Annotated in this window: 27 protein-coding genes; 7 read left to right on the top strand and 20 right to left on the bottom strand. The window is 69.5% G+C overall.

Annotated elements, in window-relative coordinates; translation table 11 throughout:
* The first annotated feature begins 29 nt into the window (after positions 1-29).
* The 5 genes from BM052_RS00625 (at position 30) to queC (ending at position 4,297) form a co-directional block, all read left to right on the top strand.
* A complete protein-coding gene (locus tag BM052_RS00625; RefSeq protein WP_091142050.1) occupies positions 30-1,220 on the top strand; it encodes an aspartate aminotransferase family protein in 1,191 nt (396 codons plus the stop codon).
* Entirely contained in the window at positions 1,220-2,146 is a 927-nt protein-coding gene (argF, locus tag BM052_RS00620) for an ornithine carbamoyltransferase (protein ID WP_091142048.1), read from the top strand. Before BM052_RS00625 ends, argF begins: the two co-directional genes overlap by 1 nt.
* Positions 2,143-3,051 (top strand): Hsp33 family molecular chaperone HslO, encoded by a 909-nt coding sequence (locus tag BM052_RS00615; RefSeq protein ID WP_177198263.1) that lies wholly within the window; start codon positions 2,143-2,145, stop codon positions 3,049-3,051. Before argF ends, BM052_RS00615 begins: the two co-directional genes overlap by 4 nt.
* Before the next feature lie 105 nt (positions 3,052-3,156).
* A complete protein-coding gene (locus tag BM052_RS00610) occupies positions 3,157-3,552 on the top strand; it encodes a hypothetical protein (protein ID WP_255405908.1) in 396 nt (131 codons plus the stop codon).
* 49 nt (positions 3,553-3,601) lie between these two features.
* Complete coding sequence (gene queC, locus BM052_RS00605; RefSeq protein ID WP_091142045.1) at positions 3,602-4,297, top strand: 7-cyano-7-deazaguanine synthase QueC; 696 nt, start codon at positions 3,602-3,604, stop codon at positions 4,295-4,297.
* A gap of 159 nt (positions 4,298-4,456) precedes the next feature.
* On the opposite strand, the gene BM052_RS00600 is transcribed toward queC, so the two are convergent.
* The 19 genes from BM052_RS00600 to BM052_RS00510 all read right to left on the bottom strand — a co-directional run bounded on the left by BM052_RS00600 (position 4,457) and on the right by BM052_RS00510 (position 19,980).
* A complete protein-coding gene (locus BM052_RS00600) occupies positions 4,457-5,473 on the bottom strand; it encodes an OmpA family protein (protein WP_091142043.1) in 1,017 nt (338 codons plus the stop codon).
* 196 nt (positions 5,474-5,669) lie between these two features.
* Complete coding sequence (locus BM052_RS00595) at positions 5,670-6,122, bottom strand: DUF2793 domain-containing protein (RefSeq protein WP_091142041.1); 453 nt, start codon at positions 6,120-6,122, stop codon at positions 5,670-5,672.
* Positions 6,123-6,146: 24 nt separating this feature from the next.
* Complete coding sequence (locus BM052_RS00590; protein ID WP_091142039.1) at positions 6,147-8,342, bottom strand: phage tail protein; 2,196 nt, start codon at positions 8,340-8,342, stop codon at positions 6,147-6,149.
* A 1-nt stretch (position 8,343) separates the two neighbouring features.
* A complete protein-coding gene (locus BM052_RS00585) occupies positions 8,344-8,766 on the bottom strand; it encodes a hypothetical protein (RefSeq protein ID WP_091142969.1) in 423 nt (140 codons plus the stop codon).
* Positions 8,767-8,777: 11 nt separating this feature from the next.
* Complete coding sequence (locus BM052_RS00580) at positions 8,778-9,602, bottom strand: DUF2163 domain-containing protein (protein WP_091142037.1); 825 nt, start codon at positions 9,600-9,602, stop codon at positions 8,778-8,780.
* Positions 9,599-11,947, bottom strand: a complete 2,349-nt coding sequence (locus BM052_RS00575; protein WP_091142036.1) for a DUF2460 domain-containing protein — start codon at positions 11,945-11,947, stop codon at positions 9,599-9,601. The genes BM052_RS00580 and BM052_RS00575 overlap by 4 nt, the downstream gene beginning before the upstream one ends.
* Before the next feature lie 32 nt (positions 11,948-11,979).
* Entirely contained in the window at positions 11,980-12,546 is a 567-nt protein-coding gene (locus BM052_RS00570) for a tail tape measure protein (protein WP_091142034.1), read from the bottom strand.
* Positions 12,536-12,826, bottom strand: a complete 291-nt coding sequence (locus tag BM052_RS20395; protein WP_091142032.1) for a phage tail assembly chaperone — start codon at positions 12,824-12,826, stop codon at positions 12,536-12,538. The genes BM052_RS00570 and BM052_RS20395 overlap by 11 nt, the downstream gene beginning before the upstream one ends.
* Positions 12,823-13,149 carry a gene transfer agent family protein gene (locus BM052_RS00560; protein WP_091142030.1) on the bottom strand — a complete coding sequence of 109 codons (327 nt, stop codon included), beginning with the start codon at positions 13,147-13,149 and terminating at the stop codon, positions 12,823-12,825. Before BM052_RS00560 ends, BM052_RS20395 begins: the two co-directional genes overlap by 4 nt.
* Positions 13,146-13,553, bottom strand: coding sequence for a phage major tail protein, TP901-1 family (locus BM052_RS00555; protein ID WP_091142028.1), 408 nt, complete (start codon positions 13,551-13,553; stop codon positions 13,146-13,148). Before BM052_RS00555 ends, BM052_RS00560 begins: the two co-directional genes overlap by 4 nt.
* A gap of 54 nt (positions 13,554-13,607) precedes the next feature.
* Positions 13,608-13,997 carry a tail completion protein gp17 gene (locus tag BM052_RS00550; RefSeq protein ID WP_091142027.1) on the bottom strand — a complete coding sequence of 130 codons (390 nt, stop codon included), beginning with the start codon at positions 13,995-13,997 and terminating at the stop codon, positions 13,608-13,610.
* Positions 13,998-14,000: 3 nt separating this feature from the next.
* The gene (locus tag BM052_RS19770) at positions 14,001-14,162 is read right to left on the bottom strand and encodes a hypothetical protein (protein ID WP_177198262.1); all 162 of its coding nucleotides are present in this window, start codon (positions 14,160-14,162) and stop codon (positions 14,001-14,003) included.
* The gene (locus BM052_RS00540) at positions 14,159-14,707 is read right to left on the bottom strand and encodes a head-tail connector protein (RefSeq protein WP_091142024.1); all 549 of its coding nucleotides are present in this window, start codon (positions 14,705-14,707) and stop codon (positions 14,159-14,161) included. Before BM052_RS00540 ends, BM052_RS19770 begins: the two co-directional genes overlap by 4 nt.
* A gap of 173 nt (positions 14,708-14,880) precedes the next feature.
* Positions 14,881-16,011, bottom strand: a complete 1,131-nt coding sequence (locus tag BM052_RS00535; protein WP_091142022.1) for a phage major capsid protein — start codon at positions 16,009-16,011, stop codon at positions 14,881-14,883.
* A 26-nt stretch (positions 16,012-16,037) separates the two neighbouring features.
* Positions 16,038-16,580: an HK97 family phage prohead protease gene (locus BM052_RS00530; protein ID WP_091142020.1), complete on the bottom strand. Its 543-nt coding sequence runs from the start codon at positions 16,578-16,580 to the stop codon at positions 16,038-16,040.
* Complete coding sequence (locus tag BM052_RS00525; RefSeq protein WP_091142018.1) at positions 16,577-16,885, bottom strand: DUF6127 family protein; 309 nt, start codon at positions 16,883-16,885, stop codon at positions 16,577-16,579. Before BM052_RS00525 ends, BM052_RS00530 begins: the two co-directional genes overlap by 4 nt.
* Positions 16,882-18,054, bottom strand: coding sequence for a phage portal protein (locus tag BM052_RS00520; protein WP_091142016.1), 1,173 nt, complete (start codon positions 18,052-18,054; stop codon positions 16,882-16,884). Before BM052_RS00520 ends, BM052_RS00525 begins: the two co-directional genes overlap by 4 nt.
* A 50-nt stretch (positions 18,055-18,104) precedes the next feature.
* A complete protein-coding gene (locus BM052_RS00515; protein WP_255405864.1) occupies positions 18,105-19,469 on the bottom strand; it encodes a DNA-packaging protein in 1,365 nt (454 codons plus the stop codon).
* A complete protein-coding gene (locus BM052_RS00510; protein WP_255405863.1) occupies positions 19,462-19,980 on the bottom strand; it encodes a hypothetical protein in 519 nt (172 codons plus the stop codon). Before BM052_RS00510 ends, BM052_RS00515 begins: the two co-directional genes overlap by 8 nt.
* Before the next feature lie 263 nt (positions 19,981-20,243).
* On the opposite strand from BM052_RS00510, the gene BM052_RS00505 reads away from it, so the two are divergent.
* On the top strand, positions 20,244-20,882 hold the full coding sequence (locus BM052_RS00505; RefSeq protein ID WP_091142015.1) for a YqaA family protein: 639 nt from the start codon (positions 20,244-20,246) through the stop codon (positions 20,880-20,882).
* Between the two features lie 160 nt (positions 20,883-21,042).
* Positions 21,043-21,366: an usg protein gene (locus tag BM052_RS00500; protein WP_091142013.1), complete on the top strand. Its 324-nt coding sequence runs from the start codon at positions 21,043-21,045 to the stop codon at positions 21,364-21,366.
* Here the strand turns inward: BM052_RS00500 and BM052_RS00495 are convergent.
* Entirely contained in the window at positions 21,350-22,147 is a 798-nt protein-coding gene (locus BM052_RS00495) for a GDSL-type esterase/lipase family protein (RefSeq protein ID WP_143084714.1), read from the bottom strand. The genes BM052_RS00500 and BM052_RS00495 overlap by 17 nt on opposite strands.
* Between the last annotated feature and the right edge of the window lie 2 nt (positions 22,148-22,149).

Below are 22,149 nucleotides of genomic sequence, written 5' to 3'. Positions count from 1 at the left end.
TTCACCGATCTGTTTCGAGGATAACCGACATGTCGATCACTCCGCTGATGCCCGTTTACCCCCGGTGCGGTGTGCGGCCCGTTCGCGGCGAGCACTGCCATCTGATCGATGAGGACGGTCGTCGCTTTCTCGACTTCGCGAGCGGCATCGCCGTCAACGCCCTCGGTCATTCGCATCCCGGCTTGATCGGTGCGCTGCAGAAGCAGGCCGAAACGCTCATGCACGTCTCGAACCTCTACGGCAGTCCGCAGGGCGAGGCGATTGCCAAGCGCCTGGTGGGCCTGACTTTCGCCGATACCGTGTTCTTCACCAATTCCGGGGCCGAGGCGGTGGAGTGCGCGATCAAGACCGCGCGCGCCTATCACCAGTCAGCTGGCAATGACGGCAAGTTCGAGCTGATAACGTTCAACAATGCCTTCCACGGCCGCACCCTCGCCACGATCAGCGCTTCGAGCCAGGAGAAGATGCACAAGGGCTTCCTGCCGCTGCTGCCGGGGTTCAAGTACGTAGAGTTCAACGATCTCGAGGCGGCACGGGCCGCGATCGGGCCGAATACGGCCGGTTTCCTGGTCGAGCCGATCCAGGGCGAGGGCGGCATTCGCGTCGCGACGGACGAGTTCCTGCAAGGTCTCCGCAAGCTGTGCGACGAACATGATCTCTTGCTGATTCTCGACGAAGTGCAGAGCGGTGTCGGCCGCGCCGGGACTTTCTATGCCTACGAACAGTACGGCATCGAGCCCGATATCATGGCGACCGCGAAGGGCATCGGCGGCGGCTTTCCCGTCGGCGCCTGCCTCGCCACCGAAAAGGCGGCGCGCGGCATGGTCGTGGGCACGCACGGATCGACATATGGCGGCAATCCCTTTGCCATGGCGGCGATCGGCGCCGTCCTGGACGTGATTCCGGACGAAGCGTTCCTTGCCGAAGTGCGCGCCAAGGGAGAGCGGCTGAAATCGCGGATCGAGCAGTTCATCGGCAATTATCCCGATCTGTTCGAGGAAGTGCGCGGGCGCGGCCTGTTCATCGGCATCAAGCTCAAGGTCGAACCGCGCGGCTTTGTCGCCCATATGCGCGACAATCATCAGCTGTTGACGGTGGCGGCCGGGGACGACGTCGTGCGGGTGCTGCCGCCGCTGGTCATCGATGACAGCCATATCGGCGAATTCATGGAAAAGCTTTCGGCCGCGGCGGCGAGTTACCACCTCGAGGAGGTGGGCTGATGGCGCGCGATTTCCTGAGCCTGTCCGATGCCGGCGGCGACATGGTCGCCGCGATGATAAACGACGCGATCGACCGCAAGGCGGCGCGCCGGTCATGGCCGAAGGCGCGGCCGGACGCGGATGCCCCGCTGGCCGGGCACGTGCTGGCGATGATCTTCGAAAAGAACTCCACCCGCACGCGGGTGTCGTTCGACATGGCGATGCGCCAGCTCGGCGGTTCGGCGCTGATCCTGGAATCGGGCACCACCCAGCTTGGGCGCGGCGAAACGGTGGCGGATACCGCCCGCGTGCTCAGCCGCATGGTCGATGCGATCATGATCCGCACCGACGATCACGCCAAGATCGAAGAGCTTGCGCACTATGCCGACGTGCCCGTCATCAACGGCTTGACCGACTTGTCGCATCCCTGCCAGATCGTTGCCGACCTGCTGACCGTGGTGGAGCACGGCTTCGCCCTGCCGGGCCTGCAACTGGCCTGGCTGGGGGACGGCAACAACGTTGCCAATTCGCTGATCGAGGCGGCCGGCCTGATGAAGTTCTCGATTCGTATCGGTGGTCCGGCGGGCTATGAACCCGATGCCGGCTTCATCGAACGCGCGCGCGCGGCGGGCGGGGAAGTGATCCTCACGCAGGATCCGGTCGAAGCGGCGGCCGGAGCGCAGATCGTCGTCACCGACACCTGGGTTTCGATGGGGCAGGCCGGCGGCGAACAGCATGTCGCGGCGATGGGCCCCTACCAGGTCAACGCCGCGCTGATGGCGGCCGCCGCGCCGGGTGCCCGTTTCCTCCACTGCCTTCCGGCCCATCGCGGCGAGGAAGTGACCGACGAGGTTATCGACGGCGTGCAGTCGGTGGTCTGGGACGAGGCGGAAAACCGTATCCACGCGCAGAAGTCGATCCTGCTTTGGGCTTTGGGCAGGCTGTGAACGACGACTACCTGATCCGCATCGACGACACCGGCTTCGATCGCGTGCTGGCGTTTTCGGTGCCGGTCCGGCACGCGCGCGGGCGCGTGGTGCGCTTGGGGCCGGTGCTTGAAACCGTGCTTTCGGCGCACGACTATCCCCCGGTCATCAAGCACCTTCTCGCCGAAGCGCTGGTGTTGACGGCGCTGATGGGGGCGCTGCTCAAGGAAGAGGATTCGCAGCTGACGGTCCAGGCCCAGTCGGAGGGCGGGCCGGTCGACCTGCTGGTGTGTGACTATCGCGGCGGCGAAGTGCGCGGCTATGTGCGCCACGACGAGGCGGCGCTGGCGAGCCTGGGCGGCGCCACTTCGCTCGACGCGCTGTTCGGCAAGGGATATCTGGCGATCACTTTCGATCTTGCCGTCAGCGATGAGCGCTATCAGGGCGTGGTGCCGCTGGAGGGGGCATCGCTGACGCAGGCCTGTGAAAGCTACTTCGCGCAGTCGGAGCAGGTGCCCACCCTCATTCGCGTCGCGGTGCGCTCGAACGGCCCGCGATGTACCGCGGGCGGGCTGCTCGTCCAGCATCTGCCCGACAGCGAGGAGGGCAAGGATCGGCTGCATGCCCGTGAGGATCACCCCGATTGGGAACACGTCTCGATCCTTGCCGCCAGCATCCAGCCCGAGGAACTCGTCGATCCCGTGCTCACGCTGGAGCAGATGGTCTGGCGCTTGTTCCACGAAGAGGAGGAAGTGCGGGTCGAGCAGCTCGCACCCCTGGAGCGTGGATGCCGCTGCACGGTTGCGCACTATCAGGCCGTGCTGTCGCGGTTTCCCGAAGACCAGCGCGCTGAAATGCGCGACGATGACGGCTTGATTCCGGTCGATTGCGCGTTCTGTTCAAGGATCCTGCGCATTCCTGCTTAAGCGCTGCTTCATCCGTGCCATGCTTGAATTGCGGCATGTGTCCAATGATACAGGAATGGTGCGGCCGGAATGCCTGGAATTGCAGTCGGGGGAACGAACGTGAGGATCGGACGTGCGGCTTTGTCCATGATGGCCCTGGCGGCCTTCGCGGTTCCGGCCCATGGCCAGAAGCCGTCTTTGGGCATGCTCGACCAGCTTAGTCCGGGGGGGTGGGAATTGCGCGAGCGGGGCAGTGACGGGGCGGTGCGTCAGCTTTGCCTCGACAATGGCCGCAAGCTGATCCAGCTCCGGCATCCCGGCCTGTCGTGCAACCGGACCATCGTGGAGGATACGGCGAACGAGGTTACCGTGCAGTATACCTGCCGGGGGCAGGGCTATGGCCGCACGCATATCCGGCGCGAGACCAACGGCCTGGTCCAGATCGACAGCCAGGGCATCGTCAACGGCCTGCCCTTCGCTTTCGCCGCCGAAGGTCGCCAGGTCGGCAATTGTCGCGGTTGATGCTTCGCTGACGGTTGCCAGCGCAAAGGCGGCGGCGTAGCCGGGCACCATGCAGAACTCTTCATCTTCAGAAGCGAGGCAGGCGGTCGTGCTGCTCTCCGGCGGCCTCGATTCCATGGTTTCGGCAGGCCTCGCGCGTGAGGCGGGCTTCGCGATCAACGCGCTCACCATCGATTACAACCAGCGCCACCGCCGAGAGATCGAGGCCGCGGGCGCCATCGCGCGGCATCTCGGGGCGCTGCGCCACGTCGTGCTGCCGCTGGACTTGCGCCGGTTCGGCGGCTCGGCGCTGACGGACGATATCGCCGTACCCAAGGACGGGGTGGGGCCGGATATCCCGGTCACTTACGTGCCGGCGCGCAATCTCGTGTTCCTGTCGCTGACCCTGGCTTGGGCGGAGGCGGTTGGCGCCCGTGACATCTTCATCGGCGTGAATGCGCTGGACTATTCGGGCTATCCGGATTGTCGGCCCGAATTCATCGCGGCTTTCGAAAATATCGCGGCGCTGGCGACCAAGGTCGGTGCGCAAGGGCAGCGCATTGCCATTCACGCGCCGCTCCAGTTCCTGGGCAAGGCCGCCATCGCGCGCGAGGCGGATCGCCTGGGCCTCGATGCCGGGATGAGTTGGTCCTGCTACGATCCCCAGCCCGAGGGGCGTGCCTGCGGCCTGTGCGACAGTTGCAGGCTGCGCAAGGCGGGTTTCGCCGAAGCCGGACTGTTCGATCCCACTCCCTACGCGGCCTGAAACCAAGTCTCGCTTCAAGGGGCTTGGTATGAGGTAGAACGGAAGGCGAGCCGGAGCCCCGATCTCCGTGCCCGATCTCCACGCCCGATCTCCGTGACTGACATAAGAAAAGGGGCCCGGATCGCTCCGAGCCCCCAATTCTTACCGTTGCCGGTTCGCTTACATGCCCGAACCCGGACCGTAAGTGATTTCGACGCGGCGGTTCTGCAGCTCGCGCACACCGTCGGCGGTGGGAACGCGCGGGTTGCTTTCACCGAAGGCCTGGCTCGAGATCGCGCCGTCCGGAATGCCGTGGCTGGTGAGGTAGGCACGAACCGAGGCGTTACGACGCTCCGAAAGGCCCATATTGTACTTCACCGTGCCCGAACGGTCGGTGTAGCCGGCCAGCATGATCGGCACGCTGTCGCAGTTGCCATAGGCAGTGACGGCGCTGTCGAGAATGGTGGCGGCCTCCGGCGTGACGTCCGACTTATCCCAGTCGAAGAACACGATGTACGGCCCCTTGTTGCAGACCACCGGCGGCGGCGGCGGGGGCGGGGGAGGCGGCGGGGGAGGCGGCGGCGGGGGCGGGGGAGGCGGCGGAGCCGCTTCGGCGCCACCGAAGTTGTACGCCAGCGTGCCCATCAGCGAGTGCGAGCGCCAGCGCGAACTGATGTCCACGCCGTCGGTGTCGACCAGGTCGACATTGTTGACGTTCATGAAGCGGTACTTGACGCCCACATCCCAGCGGCTGCTGAGCGGAGCGCGGATGCCGGCAATCGCCTGCCAGGCGAACCCGGTGTCGGAATCGTTGACGTAGTCGACATCGACACGGCCGACACCGACGCCGCCGCCGACGAAGCCCTGAAGGCCGTCATCGGGGCCGAAGTCGAGCAAGCCGTTGAGCATGAACGACAGGTTGCTGGCATCGCCGCCGAAATCCTTGACCCGGGCCTGGCGATAGCTTGCTTCGGTTTCCAAGCGGAACGGACCGAAGTCGTAACCGACGGCAGCGCCGCCGTCGAAGCCCTTCTTGAACTCCACCGTGCCGACGGTTTCACCATCGACCTTAACGTCGGCGTCTTCGACGATCATCGCGCCGAAATCGAGTTCAAGATACCAAGATTTGTCTCGCGCGAAGGCGGGCGTGGCGAAGGCTGTAGAAGCCAGCGCCAGTCCTATGACGAGTTTCCTCATATGTTTCCCCTACTAATAGAGATTTGGAGCCACCGAGTGCATCGAGTGTCTAACCCCTCCGCAAACCGGGTGCAAGCGCACAATGTGAACGACTGTTGCAAAAAAGTCGCGCTTTTGAAGGATTGGAGATGGTATTCGATACTGCTTCGCGCAATCGACACCATCAACTTCGCCCTCCCGTTGCACCCCGTTACACTTATGGAAAGATACCCAAGGCCCGAAGTTCCGCGATCAGATCGCCGATCGCAGCTCGAGCCTCACCATCAACGGTTGTTCCGCCAAGTGGTTCCACGGGGGTGGAAGCTTTTCTCCAGAAATGGAAAAAGAGTTGCTCCTGCCCGGTCGACAGATCGAAGATCCGCATCCCGTCGCGGGGGGCAATGAAAATCCAGTTTCCGGCCTGGCGGCAGGCCAGCGTCTGTTCCCGCCCCGCCCATTCGCCGGTTGCGCCGGGCCCCACGAGCCAGTTCTGCCCGTCGGCGGCGGTCATCGGGGGCGCGCTCGCCTCGCCTTCTATGCTGCAGTGAAGCAAGGCGTCCGCGACGGCGAAGGCTTCGTTCACGAAAGCCTCCTTCTGAGCCTGTCCGGCGTAAAGCAGCGGAAGCGCGAACCTGGGGCTGGCGCTGTCGAAAATCACGGGATCGCTCATCGGCTACTCCTGTTCTGGCGGGTTTCAAGGAAGGGGGCAAAGCGGCGTCGGGTGGGAAAGGCCGTGGGTCCCCTGCTGGCGGACGCGCAGCATCTCGCCGGGGGCGCTCGTCGAGAGTTCGGAGAGCAGCGCCGCCGAAATGTCGAGCCGGGGCTCGCCGGTCCGCCACAGCGCGATCGGGGCGTCGATCGGCCCGAGCGTCACCAGGTAGGCTTCGGCCTGTTCGACCAGCGGCGTGTCCACCCCGTCGCGCCATTCCCATCCGCCCCGTGCGCGGCGCGTCCAGGACAGGCGCCAGGCGCCGTCCGCGAGCACGGCGCGGCGCGGATGCACCGGTGCCAGCGGGCGCAGGGTAATCCCGTCCAGCAGCATCGGCGCCGTCACCGGATCGGCATCGCCCCGGCCGACGGCGACGACTTGCCGGTCGCCGCCACTCCCGAGCACGGCGGCGTCGAGGGCGACGAGGCGCGAATCCAGCAGCGCGAAGGCCTCTCCGGCCGCGTGCGCGCCGATCGCCGTTTCCGTGCCGCCGCGCCCGCGCAGCAGGCCCTCGAGGCGCCAGTTTCCGCCGCCAAGCGACGTGGCCCGCGCGAACTGCAGGATTTCCTCGCCGACAAGCGCGAGATTGGCCCCGAAGGCGAGCTGCCGCGCATTCGCGGAGCCGAGCTGCATGGCCGGATCGACAAGCGATACGATCAGCTGCGAGCCGCGATCGAAAAGCAGGGGACTGGCGGGCGGAAGCAGTGCTGTCGCGGTGCCGATCACGCCGCGCGTCCGGCCGGTCGGCCCCAGCGGATGCAACTCGCCGTCGCCGCGATCGGCGTAGAGGGCCGCGCCGCTCCAGCTCGCGTCCGGGCTCGACGCGGCGGCGAAAGCCCGGGGCGTATCCGGGCCGGCACCGGTGCCGTCGAACGGAAGCTCGAAGGCGACGAGCGCGGTCGTGCCGGACGGTCGATCGACCGGCGGGTTGGCGCGGCCGGGGTCGGAGGCCAGCTGCGGCGTCGCGCCGGCGCCGGCGGGCGGGATTCGCTCCAGCGAAATCTCCACGCCGTTCTCCCGCCATTCCCAGTCGAGCACGCGCCAGCGCCCGGCGATGGCGGGAAGCGATACGATCGCCCCGGGCGCGATGGCCGGATCGAGTTCGCTGGTCCGCCAGGATACGCGATCCCGCGTCCAGTCGATCCGCCGCGCGGTCCGCTCGATCAGCGCCCTGGCGGTTGCCGCGTCAAGGGCGGCCGGCAGTTCGATCGCGCGCGGTTCGCCTTGCGCCGCCCGGCCCGAAGCGCGCTGGGCGCCGGGCTGGTAATCGCGGTCCACGTCGAAGTAGCGCAGCACCGAGGGCGGCTGGTCGGGCGGCGGCGCGCGGTGCCGGGAATAGCCGGTGCCGGCGCCGAATTCGTCATCGCCCGTGGCGATCGCCGCTTCGGGCAGGGCGATCGCGTCCTCCTGCAATCGCGCGCGCGCGATCACCAGGCGCTCGCCGCCGGCATCGGCCTGGAGCGGCATGACCTGGCCGAGCGCTTGCAGGTCGTCGACGAGCGGGCCTTCGCTGGTGAAGCCGGCGATCTCCTCCAGCGCCACGGCGGCGTCGATATCCTCGATCACCTCGCCGATCACGTCCCGCAGGTCGAAGCTTTCGTCGGCGATCACCTCGAAAGCGAGGGCGGGGATATGGTTGTAGTATTCCGAGAGGTCGAGGTCCTCGAAGACGACATAGGCGAGGTCGCGATAGGCGGGGCAGCGTTCGGCGCCTTCTGCGGCCAGGATCAGCGGGTCGGGCTGCTGGTCGCCCTCGCCGGTGTGGAGCCGCAGCGTACCGCCGACCTTGAGATCCCCCGCCGCGCCGCGCAGCAGCTTGCCGTCGGCCCAGATGCGCCCGATGCGCAGGATCGGCCGGCTGGCGAGCGCGACCGCGAAGTTGGCGGTATAGCTGTAGGCCGTCACCGAAGGCGCGCCCTTGCCGCCGCCCAGGGTCTCGCTGTGCTCGACGAGATCGGTGGCCCAGATGATCTGGCCCGCCACCCGCATGCGCCCGAAGTGGCGGGGCAGTGCCTGGCCGTAGCTGGAGGTGCTGACCGCCAGTTCCTTCAGGCGCGGCCCCTGGCGGCCGGGCGAGCCGAACAGCGCGGCATCGACCTGGCGGCCGACCAGCGACCCGATCGCGCCGCCCACGGGGCCGCCCAGGTAAGTTCCAATGGTGCTGAAAACGAGTGTCGCCATGTCAAGTCCTCGATGAATCGGCGCGCCAATGGCCTGCCACCGGCCAATCGGCGGGGATCGGCCCCTCGACGACGCGGCGCAGGCCGGCGTGGGCATGGACGAAGCGGTCCGGCGCGGTGGCGATGGCCAGGTGATGCTGGCACGGGCCGGGACGCACCATGACCACGTCCCCGGCCTCGATCGGACCCGCCGCTTCGCGCAGGCCCAGCCGCGCGGCGATCCCGGCCACCGGCGGCAAGCGGCGACCGCGCAAGGCATAGCCGCCGGGAAGGCGCACGGTCAGGCCGCGGGCCGAGCACGCCGCCTCCAGCACGCCGATGCAGTCGAGCCCCAGTGCGGGGTCGCGCCCATGCAGGCGGAAGGGCACGCCGACCAGAGCGCGCGCCGCCTCGGCCAGGGCGGCTCCGGTCAAGGCTCCGGTCATCAGGGTTCCGGTCATTGGCCGGGGCCGGGATAGCGGGTGAGCAGGTCGTTGCCCGGCAGGAACGGCTCGCCGCGAAAGTTCACCGCGTTGCCGAAGCGCGAGGCGCAAGTGCCCAGCGTGTGATCGCAGCCTTCGCGCAGCAGGGCGCGGGTGCCGGCGGCGATGTCCTGGTCCAGCGGGACATCGAGCACCAGGCCGCCGGCGCCGTCGTCCCCCATGATCCCCATGCTTGTTCCGGCTTGCGGGCCGTCCAGCCAGCGAAGGATTCCGCCCGCGTGGATCGCCGGGTCGGGCGCTTCCTCGAACGCCGCCGAATTGGCGAGCGCATCCAGCGCGGCGAGCCGAACCTCGCGGGTGAAGGGCAAGGGATTGAGGTTGCAGCCCGGCCCGCAGAAGGCGGCGCGGCAGGCGGGGCTGGTGCGCGGCACCGGATCGCGCAGCAGCTCTGCCTTGCGGGAGACGAGATCGGCGGAAAACCGCCCATCCTCTTCGCTCACGGTGCCGATGGTCCCGGCATAGAGTACCTCGCGCTCGCCGCTTTCCCAGTCGACCAGCCCGATGCGCACTTGCGCGCGGTCGAACCGGCCGGCGGCCAGATCCTCGCCGGTGATCGCGTCATGGGTGATGGCGCCGCGCACTTCGGCGCTGTCGGGCTCGAAATCGGCCGACTTGCGGATCGAGGAGGGCACCATGCCCGGCGCGGCGCGGTGCAGCACGCCGTCGAACCACAAGTCGCGGTCATGGGTGGTGAAGCCCAGCGCCGCGCCGTCGCGGCGCAGGATGCGCCAGAAGGTGGCGACCGTCTCGAGGTCGCCGGCGAACCAGGTCCTGCTCATGGCGCTTCCCTGATCTCGACGAGCGGCACGCTGGGCGCTTCGCCGGCGGCGAAGGCGGCGCCCGAGACTTCCAGCCGGTCTTCGGCGAAGCGCACCGGCACGTCGAAGCGGAAGCCGGCGCGCACCGCCGCGCCTTGGGGCGGGGGATCGTCGAAGAGGATCGTGCCCGCCTCGCCCAGCGTCCAGTTGCCGGCCTGGACCAGGCCGTCCACGGAGACGAGGATCGTCGCGAACTCCGGACGGGTCACCCGGCGGACTTGCGCGGTCGCGCCGCCGCCATAGCGCTTGACCAGCGCGAAGCGGGTCTGGAGCCCGTCGCCGGTGCCCAGGTCCTGGTCGAGCGCGGTGGGCACGCCGACCATGCCGTTGGAGCTGTTGTCCGAAGGATCGCGCAGGCGGAAGCCCCGCGCCGGGCCGCGCCGGGCGCGGTAGAAGGCGATCAGCTCGCCCAGTTCCGCCTCTGAGCGCACGCCCGGCCCCACGTCGAAGCGCAGCCGCGCGTTCGACCACAGGCTGTTGCGCCGTTCGAAGCCCGATGCGGTGACCGCGACGCTGGTCGAGAACTCGGGCGTGACGGTCGCGTCCCGGCCCAGTGCGAGGGGATAGGGGATATCGTCGAAGGCCTGCATGTCGTCGGCTCCTGGGCTGGGGCTGGGGCTGGAGGGGAGGCGCACGTAGCCGTCGCGCGCGACTTGCGGCAGCGCCCAGACCACGATCTCGTGCGGGGCGCGGGCGAGCGCCTCGTCGATCCCGGCATCGATGCGCCGCCACTGGTCGCTGCCGGCCGGATCGAGCACGAAGCCAGCGAAATAGTCCTGCTCGCCGGGCGGATAGCCCAGGCGCGCGTCGATTTCGGCATGGGCCTTGCGGCGCGCGGCTTCGGCGCCGGCGGTCAGCCAGTCGTAGTCCTCCACCTGCAACCGGTCGAAAGCCGGATGGGCCCAGCCGAGCGGCAGGTTCGCGCGCTTGAGTTCGGGCATGTCGGGGGCAAGCAGGGTCGGCGTGAAGACCAGCGCCAGCGCCTCGACCGGTTCGGGATCGACGGCTGCGCGCACGGCGGTGACCAGATCGGCGGTGGACTGCGCGAGCAGGGCGCCGGCCGCGTCGAGCAGCGCGGTTTGCGCGGCGCCCAGCGGCGCGCGCATGTCCGCGATCACCGGTGGCGATCCGCCCAGGGCCGCCACGGCCGCCTCGTCGTAAAGGCAGATGCGCCCGTCGGTGAAGGTCCACCACCACGGTTCGCCCACCTGGAAGCGCAGGGGCGCGCCGGCCTGTGCCATCAGCATGGCGAATTCGCGGGCCGCCGATCGCAGCCAGGCCATGGCTTGCGCGCTGGCGGGCGAAAGCAGCGTCGAGGGCGGATCCCATCCGGTCAGCGCCGGATTGCCCAGGTGGTCGCGCTGTTTCCACGCTTCCGGGCAATGTTGGGCAAGCAGTTCGTAAGACAGCGAGGCGACCGGACTGAAACCCGTGGCGGCGCATTCGGCGAAGAAGGCGCGGTGCCAGGAACGGCTCGGCGTGTTGAGCGGGTCGGCGGTCTGGCCGGCGAGGAAGGCGCCGCCGGTTTCGGCGAGCCGGAAGTAATGGCTCATGCCCACGTAGTGGACCACCGAGCCGCGATAGCCGAGCTGGCGGACATTGCGCAGCAACCGCGCCGGGGTCTGCACGCCCTGGTCGTCGTAGCCGGTCGCCAGCGCCAGCCCATGGGGAGGGACCAGGACATCGCCGATCTCGAGCATGGCGCGCGCGCCGTCGGCGGCGATCGCGCTCATCTCGATCCAGCCTTCGGCCTCGGCGGGCAGGGGATCGGTGCTGGCGCCGTCATAGCCCGGCGGCGCGAAGGAGACGAACATCCGGTCGATGGCGCGCGGCCAGACCGGATCGGCATCGGCGGGCAGCGCATAGCCGCCGTCGAGCCGCGCGAAATCGAGCGTCACCACGGCGTCCTCGCCGGTCCCCGCCGCATAGTTCCACAGCCGCACGTACCAGGTGCGGGGGCTTCCGGCGGCGTCCTTGCCCTCGATCGTCAGCGTCGGCCCGTTCACCTGGTCGAGCGCGACGATCCCGGACGAGCGCCAGCGGAACCGCAGCGAGGTATGCGCATAGTCGCGGTCGGTCCGGTAGGCGAGCAGTGGATGGTCGAGCCGGTCCTCGCTGTCCCAGATCAGTCCGCCAAGATCCGCCCGGCGTAGGAACGAAGCCTCGACGCGCAGCGAACTGGGGCCGGTCGAAACCACCGTCGCCACCATCGGGCGCGGGAAGTTGACGGTCCAGAAACGCGGATCGAAGCGCATGATCCAGTCGCCGGCCTGACCTTCGCGTTTGTTGGCGAGCCAGAATGCCATGAAGGTTCTCCAATCTCTCGGACGATGGCGGGTCAGCCGTAAGTCAGCGCGCGGCGCACCGCGCTCGCCACCTGGCGCGAGGAGCGCTGGAGCGATTGCGGGACGCTGCTTCCGCGCGGGGCGGTGAGGTTGATCGCCACGCGGACGTCGCGGCTGGCGGCGACCGCGGCCTCGACGCGCCCGGCCGAAGTCGGGACGAACAGCTCCGGCCCGCGCTCGCCGACGACATAGCCGCGTCCGGGCGAGACATTGCCGCCGGTCGCGCGGCCGGGCAGGCCGAGCGCGCTTGAAAACAGCCCGGCCGCGTCGAACAGGCCGGCCCCCGCGCTTCCGCCGCCGCCGACGGCGGAAAACAGCGTCCGCACCGCCTGCGCGGCGATTTCGTCGAGCGCGGAGAAGGCCGCGTGCTTGAGATCGTCGAACCCCAGGCTGCCCTGCCGGATCGCCCCGGCCAGGCCCTTTTCCAGCGCGTCGCCGGCGCGCGTGAAGCCGGCGACCAGGTCGCCGTCGACCACCGAGCGCATGCGCGCGATATCGTGGGCGAAGCCGTCGGTGCCGGCGCGCACTTCCACCAGCAGGCTGTCGATTTCATCGTTCATGATCGTGCTCCATCAGCCGTTGCAGGGTCTCGCGGTCCAGGCCGGGCTGGACCGCGCCGGGTGAAGGCAGGCCCAGCGCGGTCGCCAGTTCGGCGGGGGTCGCGGCCCAGAACTCGTGCGGCCGCCAGCCGAGCCCGCGCGCGGCCAGGCCGCACAGCGCCAGCGCGGCGAGGGCGAAGCTGCCGTTCGCGTCCCCGCCCCCAGCTTCCTTCCCAGGTTCGCCGTCTCGCCATGACGAAGACAACGGACAAGCAGCACGCTCCGCGAACCGCCGCGTCATCCCGCGCCTTTCAGGATTTGCGAAAGCAGGGTGCGCAGCGGCGCGGCGCAGGCGGCGAGGCCTTGCGTCATGATCGCCTCGCCCACCGCTTCGCGCGGGATGCCATCGCCATCGGACAGGCAGTGCCAGAACAGCGCCGCCATCTCGTCCAGCCGAAGCTGCCCGGTGCCGGCCCGCTCGACGAGGGCGAAGAGGGGGCCAAGCTCCGCTTCCGCCGCGACCAGCGCGGTGAAGCTGGGGCGCAGGATCCGGGCGGTGCCGCCGATCGGCAGGAGGGCCTCGCCGCGCAGGGGATTGGCGTGCGGGGGATTGGCGCCGGTCATGCCGGCACGACCTGGCCCGAGCTTTCGAGCTGGAGCGTATAGTTGCGCTCGCCGTTGAAATCGCCGGCATAGTCCAGGCGCTGGACCAGGAACTTGCCGCGCAGCCGTTCGCCGTCCTCGAAGCTCAGTTCGTAATCGTCGAGCGTGCCGGCCATGGCGTTGGCGCGCACTTGCGCTTCGGCCGCGCTGCCCAGGAAAATCCCCGCCGCGCTGACCGAGACCGAGCGCACGCCCGCGCCCGAAAGCAGGTCCCGCCAGCCGCCGCTGCCCTTGTGGGTGACGACCACGGCATCGCCGGTGACGGACATCTGCGTGGTGCGCAGCCCGGCGACGGTCTGGTAGCTGGCGGGCGCGCCGCCATCGGAGATCTTGAGAAGGAAGGCGCTGCCTTTCTGGGCGGTCATGATGATGCTCCTGGGTTCGGTTGGGTTCTCCTCCCCGCGCCGGGGAGGAACTGGTCAGCTCGCCAGCAGGCGAAAGCGGTATTCGAGGAGGATCGCCCGGCGGCTTTCGCCGCGCTGTTCGGCGCGGGCGCGCAGGAACTGGGCGGTGACGAGCTGGAAGCCCGGCTGGGCACGCGGCAGGCTTTCGATGCGCGCCTCGATCGCGGCGACGATCGCGGCGGCGGCATCGGGCATGTCGCCCCGGCAGTGCAGCTCCAGCGCGATGCGCACTTCGCGGCCGCGCGCGGTCTTGCAGCTCCAGTCGGTGCTGGCGCTGGCCGCCACCGCGAGCCAGGGCAGGCTGGCGCGCGATGGGGCTTCCTCGGTGATGGCGTTGAGTTCGCCGCTCAGCGCCGGATCGGCGGCGAGCCATTCGAGCAGCGCGGCGCGCAAGGCGATTTCCATGGCTTATCCTTTCGCGAAGAGCGGCCAGAGCAAGTCGGCCCGGCGCCAGCGGTGTTCGTCGTCCCGCATCCGCAAGCGTGCGGCGGCGAGCGTGCGGGCGCGTTCGGCGAGGTGTTCGGCGATCCGTTCGAAGGGGGCCCGGGCCGCGATCATGGTGCCGCTCATGCCAGGCGCAGCCGCCGCCAGGGCCGCCACAGCGCCGCCACCGAGGCGGGCGGCAAGGGCGCGGCGCCCCCGCTTTCGCGCTCGCGGTGCTGGTGCGCGGCAAGGCGGACCAGGCCGTGGCGCAGCGAAACGGGCAGGGCGTCCCAGTCCGTCGCCAGGCCCGCAGTGAAGCGCACCGCCACGCGCGCTTCGTCGCCGAAGCTGGGCAGGCGCACGCGGCCGGTGCCGTCGGCCTCGAGTTCGATCTCGTAACTCTCGGCATCGAGGTTGAAGCGGGTGCCGTCGGCGGCGATGCCCTCGACGCGGCTGATCGCCTGGACGGGGCGGGTCGCCAGCGCATGCCAGCCCGGCTCGGCGGGGATCACTTCCTCGCATTCCGCCTCGATCGGCATCTGTCCGGTGAACCACTCGCAGACGTCGAGGGTGGCGGCAAGCAGCGGGGACAGCGATGCGTCGTCGCGGCCGGTGGTGATGCCGAGCCACTGCTTGAGTTCGGCAAGCGCCGAGGCGGGCAGCACGGCCGATGTGAGTATGACCCGGTTCATGGGCGTCTCCGATAGGGGGAGTGGAAAGGTGCCTGTCCGCCCCGGCGCGGGGGACCGCTGAAGGCGGTGGAGGGGATTCATGCCGCGAGGCGGCGCAGCGCCTTGGCGCGAATCCCCTCCGTCAGGCGCCATGCGCCTGCCACCTCCCCGCGCCGGGGAGGATCCGACTCGCGTCAGGCCGCGATCTTGAGCAGCTTGATCGCGTCCGAATCGAGCACTTGCCCGCCGATCCGCTTGGTTGCGTAGAAGTGGACGAAAGGCTTGTTGGTGAAGGGATCGCGCAGGATGGAGGTCGCACTGCGTTCGGCGATCAGGTAGCCGGCGCGGAAATTGCCGAAGGCGATCGGGCAGGCGTTGGCGGCGACGTCGGGCATGTCCTCGGCCTCCACCACCGGGTAGCCGAGCAGGCGGTTGGGCTGGCCTTCCATCAGGCCCGGCTGCCACAGGAACGATCCGTCGGCGGCCTTGAGCTTGCGCACCACCGCCAGCGTCCTGGCGTTCATCACCCAGCTCGCGCCCTGCCGGTGGCCGCCTTTCAGCGCGTGGACGAGGTCGATCAGCTTGAGTTCGGGCGCGGTGTCGAAGCCGGTGGCGTTGCCGGAGACGACATATTGCAGCGTGCCGAAACCGCGCGCGGAATCGCCGGCGGCGCTGGTCTGGGCGGTCAGGAAGCCCTTGGGCTGGTTGGTGCCGGTGCCGTTGATGAAGGCCGCGCCTTCGGCCCGGGCGAACTCCATCGCGATTTCGTCGGCCAGCCACGCCTCGACGTCGAACATCGCGTCGTCGAGCATGGCCTGGCTGGCGGCCGGGTTGGCGTAGAGTTCGCCCGAGGGCGGGGCGATCTCGGCGAAGCTGGGGGTGGCGGTCTCGTCGCGGGCGCCGGTCTCGCTGACCCAGCCGGAGGCGGTGCCGCCGGTGGTGATAAGCTTGCGGTAGCCGGCGCTGCCGGTCTGGACCACTTGCGCGATCGCCCGGATCGGGCTGATGTTCTTCAGCCGGGCCGAGATCATGGCGTCGATCTCCCGCGGGACGGCATAGCCGCCGTCGGCGGGAACGGTGCCGGAGATCGACTTCAATTCGGTCTCGCGGCCGCGCCGCAAGTAGCCGTCGACGAAGCCTTTCACCTCGATGCTGGGCGCGCCTTCGATGAGCGGGCGGGCGGCGGCGCGGCTTACGCGGTCAAGCCGCGTCCTGACGTCCTCCACGTCGCCGCGCAGCGCGTCGACGGCCTGCTCGGTGGCTTCCTGGCGGGTGACGAGATCGAACGAGGCATCGAGCGCTTCGACCGGGATGGGGGATTCCATGGGGCATTCACCTTTCTTGTGGGGGATCAGGAAATCAGATGCACGCGCGCGCCGTGCTGCATCGGGTGCGTGACCAGGCTGACTTCGAGCAGCTCGATGTCGAGCAGCTCTCGGCCCTCGCCGGTCCTGCGGCTGGCGCGCGGGAGGTAGCCGAACGAGAGACCGGTGACGGCGCCGCGCCGCAGCGCCAGGCCGGCCGCGCCGTCCGGATTGCCGAGCGAAGCGATCACGCGCAGGCCGCGCGCGTCCTCGGCGGCGGTTTCGAGCCAGCCGATGCGCGTGCCGGGGCGATGCTGCCACAGCAGCGGGACCGGATCGCGCCGATCGGCCAGGGTGCGGGCGAAGGCGCCCCGGCGAATGATGTCGCGCCCGGCGTCGCGCCGGCCGAACAGGGCGGCGTAGCCGGCGAAGCGGAGGGGGCGTGGCCCTTCGACAAGCTCGGGGCGAGCGGGGTTGGGGACGAGATTCCCGTTTTCGCTCGGCCAGTTTCCGCTCGGCCCATTTCCATTCGGCCAATTCCCGCTCAGGCTGAGCCTGTCGAAGCCCCAGGTGTCCGCGCGCGCCGTCATCGCAGCAGGTCCGTCACGCCCAGGCGCACCGCCAGGCCGAGCAGCAGCAGCGCCAGCAGCGCGCGCACGATCCAGCCGAGCGCGGCGGTGCGGGCGCTGGCCTTGGCATCGCGCCAGGCCTGCAGCAGCTCTCGCAGTTCGCCGAGATCGCGCGGGGCGGTCTCGTCGTCGAGGCCGATGCGTTCGAGCATGCGGCGGGCGCCGATCTCGCTCGCTTCCTCGACGATGGCGCGCAAGGTGACGAGATCGCCCCCGTCGCCGGTCGCCTGGGCGAGAAGCCCGGCCAGCATGTCACCATTGTTCATGATATGTTCTCCCGATGCTTCGCGCCCGACGGACCCGCGTCCAGGCCGAGCAGCGCGCGTTTTTCCTGGGGGTCCAGGAAATCCGCCGCGCCGACCTGGGCCCACAGCCGCTCGCGGTCCTCGGCGAGCGCCGACACCCGGTCGAGATCGACCGCCAGCACCGCGCCGGGGAACCAGGGCGAGAGGCCTTCGCACAGCGCCGCGAAGATCTTCGCCGCCAGCGGCAGCAGCGTCAGCCGCCACAGCGCGCGGTTGGCCTCGCGGTAATTGGCGTAAGTCGAATCGCCCGGCAGGCCGAGCAGCATCGGCGGCACCCCGAAGGCCAGCGCGATGTCGCGCGCAGCGGCGGCCTTGAGCGTGGCGAAGTCCATGTCCGCCGGGGTCATCGCCATGGCCTGCCACTTGAGCCCGCCTTCCAGCAGCATCGGCCGCCCGGCGTTGTTCGATCCGGCATAGGCGCTGGCGAGTTCGGCCTTCAGCCGGTCGAACTGGTCGCCGGTCAGCCCATTGCCGTCGCCCGTCTCGTAGACCAGCGCGCCGCTGGGCCGCGCCGCGTTCTCCAGCAGCTGGCGGTTCCAGCGCGAGGCGGCGTTGTGGGTGGCGATCGCCTCGTCGGCGGCGGCCAGGCAGCCGGCGCCGTAGTGGTCGTCGGCCGGGTGGAAGTGGCGGATGTGGATCAGGTTGGGAAAGGCGTCCTCGTCCAGCAGCGGGATCGACAGGCGGCGGCCGGCCACTTCATAGGAATAGGCGCAAGGCCAGCCGTCCTCCCCGGCGATCACGCCAACGCGTTCGGGGCGCAGCGCGAACAGCTCGGCCGGGCGGCCGCGCGCGTCCTTGAGCACCTGGACATAGGCATTGCCGTGCAGCAGCAAGTGCGCGGTCAGCGTTTCCGGCAGCGACTGTCCGGCGCTGGTCTCGGCCACGAGCGCGCGCAGCGCTTCGTCCGCCGGCCGCAGCGGCGCGCCGGCGATCCCTTCGGCCACCAGGCGCACCGCGCGCTGGGCCACCGGGTTCTCCAGGTAGGCGCGGCGCACCGCCGAATTGTACTCGAACGGAGCGCGCCCGCCGCCGCCGTCGGCGAAGAACCACGGGGAAGCTGCCCCCCGCGCCAGCGGCACGCGGGCACTCCCGCCCTTGAAGGCGGCGACGAGTGCTTGGATGAAGGACATCGGATTCCTTTCGTGTTCCGGTCCTCCCCGGCACGGGGAGGACGAGGCGTTCAGGTCATTCGGATCTTCGGCTGCGCGCTTCGGCCCAGCATCAGCTCGGTCAGTGCCCAGACCAGTGCGTCCGCCCGGTCCGGCGATCGCCCCGGGCCCTGGTAGGCGCCGCCCGTGACGAGGCCGCACAATTCATCCTCCAGCTCCGGGAAAGTGCCGGCGTGGCGCACCCGGCCGGCTTCGTAGAGCGCGGCGACCGGCTCGGCGCGCGCGTCCTTGCCCCGGCTGGCGTGGACCAGCTTCAGCGGCAGCGCGAGCTGGGCGGCGCGCAGCACGCTTCCCACCATGGCGCCGCCCTGGTTGGCCTCGGCGACGACCCGGTCGGCATGCCAGGCCTGGGCGGCGCGGGCGACGGCGCGGGCCCAGCGCTCGGGGCTGGCCTTGCGCACCGAGGCATCGGCCAGCACCCGCGCGGTGCCGTCCGCCGCAAGGGCGGCGACGACGATGCCGCAGGCATCGCCTCCCTCCGAGGCGGGCGGGTCGACGCCGACGACGATGCGGGCGAGTTCCGGACGGGCGGGCTCTGGCGGCAAGGGCCCGGTCGCCGCGGTCTCGCGGCATTGTTCCAGCAGCGCGCGCGTCCACAGCGCGCCCTCGATGTCGGTCAGCAACTCGCCGTCGAGTTCCTGGCGGCCGAGCTGCGTGCCCGCGTAAGTCCGCCGCACCGAGCGCAGGAACGCCGCCGGCAGGTTGGCCGCGTTCTCGAACGTGCCGCCGCGCGTGACGGCGATGCCGCCGTCCTTTCCTTCCGCCAGCAGCCGGGCGACCAGCGGGACGGCGCGCGGCGTCGTGGTCGCGACGGTGCGCGGGCGGTCACCCAGGCGCAGGCCCAGCATCAGGTTGTCCCAGCTCGCCACGGCGCGGCCGCCGGCATTGTCCCACTTGGCGATTTCGTCGCACCAGGCATGGCTGTGCTGGGGCCCGCGCAGCGATTCGGGCTCGCCCGCCGAATAGAGCAGGGCCTGCGCCCCGTTCGGCCAGGTCAGCCGCCGCAGCGAGGGTTCGAAGACCGGCCGGCGCCACGGCGCGCCGATCGCCATCAGCCCGCTTTCGCCTTCGACCATGACGGCGCGGGCCTCGGCAAGGTTGGCCGCGACCAGGGCGATGCGCGCTTCGGGATGCTGCTCCGCCACGGCAGTGACCCATTCGGCGCCGCTGCGCGTCTTGCCGAAGCCGCGCCCGGCCATGACCAGCCAGACGCGCCAGTCCCCCGGCGGGGCGAGCTGCGACTTGCGCGCCCAGATCGCCCAGGTCCAGCGCCACTCGCGCTGTTCGGCGGGATCGAGCGCGGCGGCGAAGTCTTCGAGTTCGCTGCCGCGCGCCTCGCTCAGCCAGTGCAGCGGATCGCGTTCCGGCCTAGCCACGAACCCCGCCTTTCGCGGTCTTCGCGCTCTTCGCGGTTTTCACGCTCTTGGTGCGTTTCGGGCGCGCGCGGCGGGCCAGGACTTGTTCGCGCAGCCGCGCCAGCTTGGCCTGGATGGAGGCGCGCACCACCGCCAGATCCTCGTTTTCCCGGATCGCGCGTTCGCGCGCCACGGTTTCGCGGTGCAGCCCCAGCAGGCGCAGCGCGGCGGCGTTGTCGAACTTCACCTCGCCGTCCCTCGGCTCGCCGAAGCGCAGGCGGTGGAGCAGTTCCAGCTCCAGGCTCTCGTATCCCTCAAGCAAGGCGGCGCGCCATTCGCGGGCGAACCCCGGTTCCTCGCGGCAGGCCTTGTAGGCGCGGCTGGGATGGACCCCGGCGGCGGCGCTGGCGGCAGTGACGTTCGAGGTTTCCGCCAGCGCGACCAGGAAATAGGTGCGCCAGTGGCCCGTCGGCTTCCTTTCCTGTTTCCCGCCCTGTTTCCTGCGCGCGGAGACCGGTGTCGGATCGATCATCTGAGCTGGACCTTTGCTGAAGCCTGCGGGGAAGGGCGAATCGCCGCCTTTCGCGATGTTCCCGTTATGTACCGAAAAAGTGCGCCGATGTCAATACAAATAACCATATAGGTTATCCCTTGCCGCGACGCAGCATGGCGATTAGTACCGGCGCACGGTGAGCGGGCCCCATCGCGTTCCTCCCCTTCGGGGGAGGGGAGTTGAGCCCCGGCCAAAGGGATTTGACACAAGCCCCCCGCATCGGGGGTCTTCCGGAGACATCGATGCTGCGCCGCCTTTACGACTGGACCATGGCCAAGGCGGCGCATCGCCACGCCGGGTGGTGGCTTGCCGCCTTCGCCTTCGTGGAGGCCAGCTTCTTCCCGGTTCCCCCGCACCCGCTGCTGGGCCTGATGTGCCTGGCCGAACCGAAGAAGGCGCTGCGCTTCGCGGCCATCGCCACTATCGGCTCGGTCATCGGCGGGCTGCTGGGCTACGCGATCGGCCATTTCGCCTACGAGGCTTTCGGCCAGACGCTGCTGCGCGCGCTGGGCCTTGCCGAAAGCTTTCCCAAGGCGGCCTGCTACTTGCGCGAATACGGGGCGGAGATCCTGATCGTGAAGGGCGCGACGCCGATCCCCTTCAAGCTGCTGACGATCACCGCCGGGTTCATCGGCATGAACCTGATGGTCTTCATCGCCGCCTCGATCGTCTCGCGCGCGATCAGCTTCATGATCGTGGGCGTGCTGTTCCGCCTGTTCGGCGCGCCGATCAAGGCGGTGATCGACCAGCACCTGGGCAAGGTGACGGCGGCGTTCGCGATCCTGATCGTCGCCGGCTTCCTGGCCCTGGCCCTGTTGGGCGGCGGCGCGAAGGAAACCGGCGAAAAATGCGCCTCGGCCACGAGTCTGGCGATGGGCTGAGGCCGCCGATCCTCGCTTGCCGGCGCCGCCCGTTTCATGACGATGCGATAACGCTCGCCTCCGGAATTTCCCGGTAATGCCGGATACTTGACTGTAGTCGCTGGTGTGTCATCTTTCGATTGCTGCACCGCAATAAGCGTGCGGTGCCGAAAGGAGGACTATGGCTGGTCGACTGGAAGGTTCCTCGTCAGGTTTTCGGGCTTCAACCGATTCCCGCGCATCGCCCGATTTTCTCAGGCAGCTCGAAGGCTACGGCCTGACGACGATCGAGATCCACTATTTCCTTCCGGACCATCCCAAGCTCTTGCAGCTTTTCGCCTTCCAGCAATTCGACATCGCCCCGCGCTTTCCGGTGCTGCGCGATTTCCTCGACTACTGGCGGCGCGAGATCGAAGGGCCGCTGCATTCGGTGCGCATCGCCCACAACCACCTGATCGGCCCGCAGGAATGGCGCGCGGTGGACGGGATCATCTCGATCCACTGATCGCCTGGCCGAGCGCGCGTTCGAACACCGGGCGCATCGCCGCGTAGCCCGCCGCGTCGGGGTGGACGCCGTCGAGGAACAGGCCCTGCCGTACCGAGCCGTCGGGGTTGGAGAGGACCGCGTGGTAGTCCGCCAGCACGACCCCGGGCTGTTCGCGCGCGATGGCCGCCAGTTCCGCGTTGGCCCGCGCGATCGCTTCGCGCGGATCGCCGCGCGCGCCGAAATCGAAGCCGCGCGCTGGCGGGACGGTGCCCAGGATCACGCCGATGCGATTGGCCCGCGCGATCTCGATCATGGCGATCACATTGTCGCGCAGCTGGCCGGGCGCCGCCGGGCCGGTGGTTCCGGCGACGTCGTTGGTGCCGACCAGGATGTGGGCGAAGCGCGGGCGCAGCCGCACCGCGTCGGCCATGAACCTCAGCAGGACCTGCCCGCTCGATTGCCTGCCGATGCCGCGATTGACGATGGCGCCGTCCTGGTCCTCTGGACCGAGGCCGGGCCAGCCCATCGTCAGCGAATCGCCGATCATCACCACTTCGGGCTGCGCGCCCGCGGCGAGCAGGCGGGCGTTGCGTTCGCGGTAGAAGCACAGCGCCGCCCAGTCGTCGTAAGGGTCCCCGGTGATGGGCTCGCCCTCGGCGGTGCAGGGGCGCTCGGTCAGCCCGATCAGGCCGGCGCGCGTCCAGGCCCGGTACTGGCCGATCGCGAGATAGAGGCCGATGCCCAGCGCCAGCCCGGCCACGACGACCGAGAGGCGAACGCTCCGCGGCCCGCCTGCCACGA

Source organism: Novosphingobium sp. CF614 (assembly GCF_900113255.1).
GTDB lineage: Bacteria > Pseudomonadota > Alphaproteobacteria > Sphingomonadales > Sphingomonadaceae > Novosphingobium.
The sequence above is the reverse complement of the archived record's forward strand: the minus strand, read 5'-3'. Positions and strand labels throughout refer to the sequence as shown.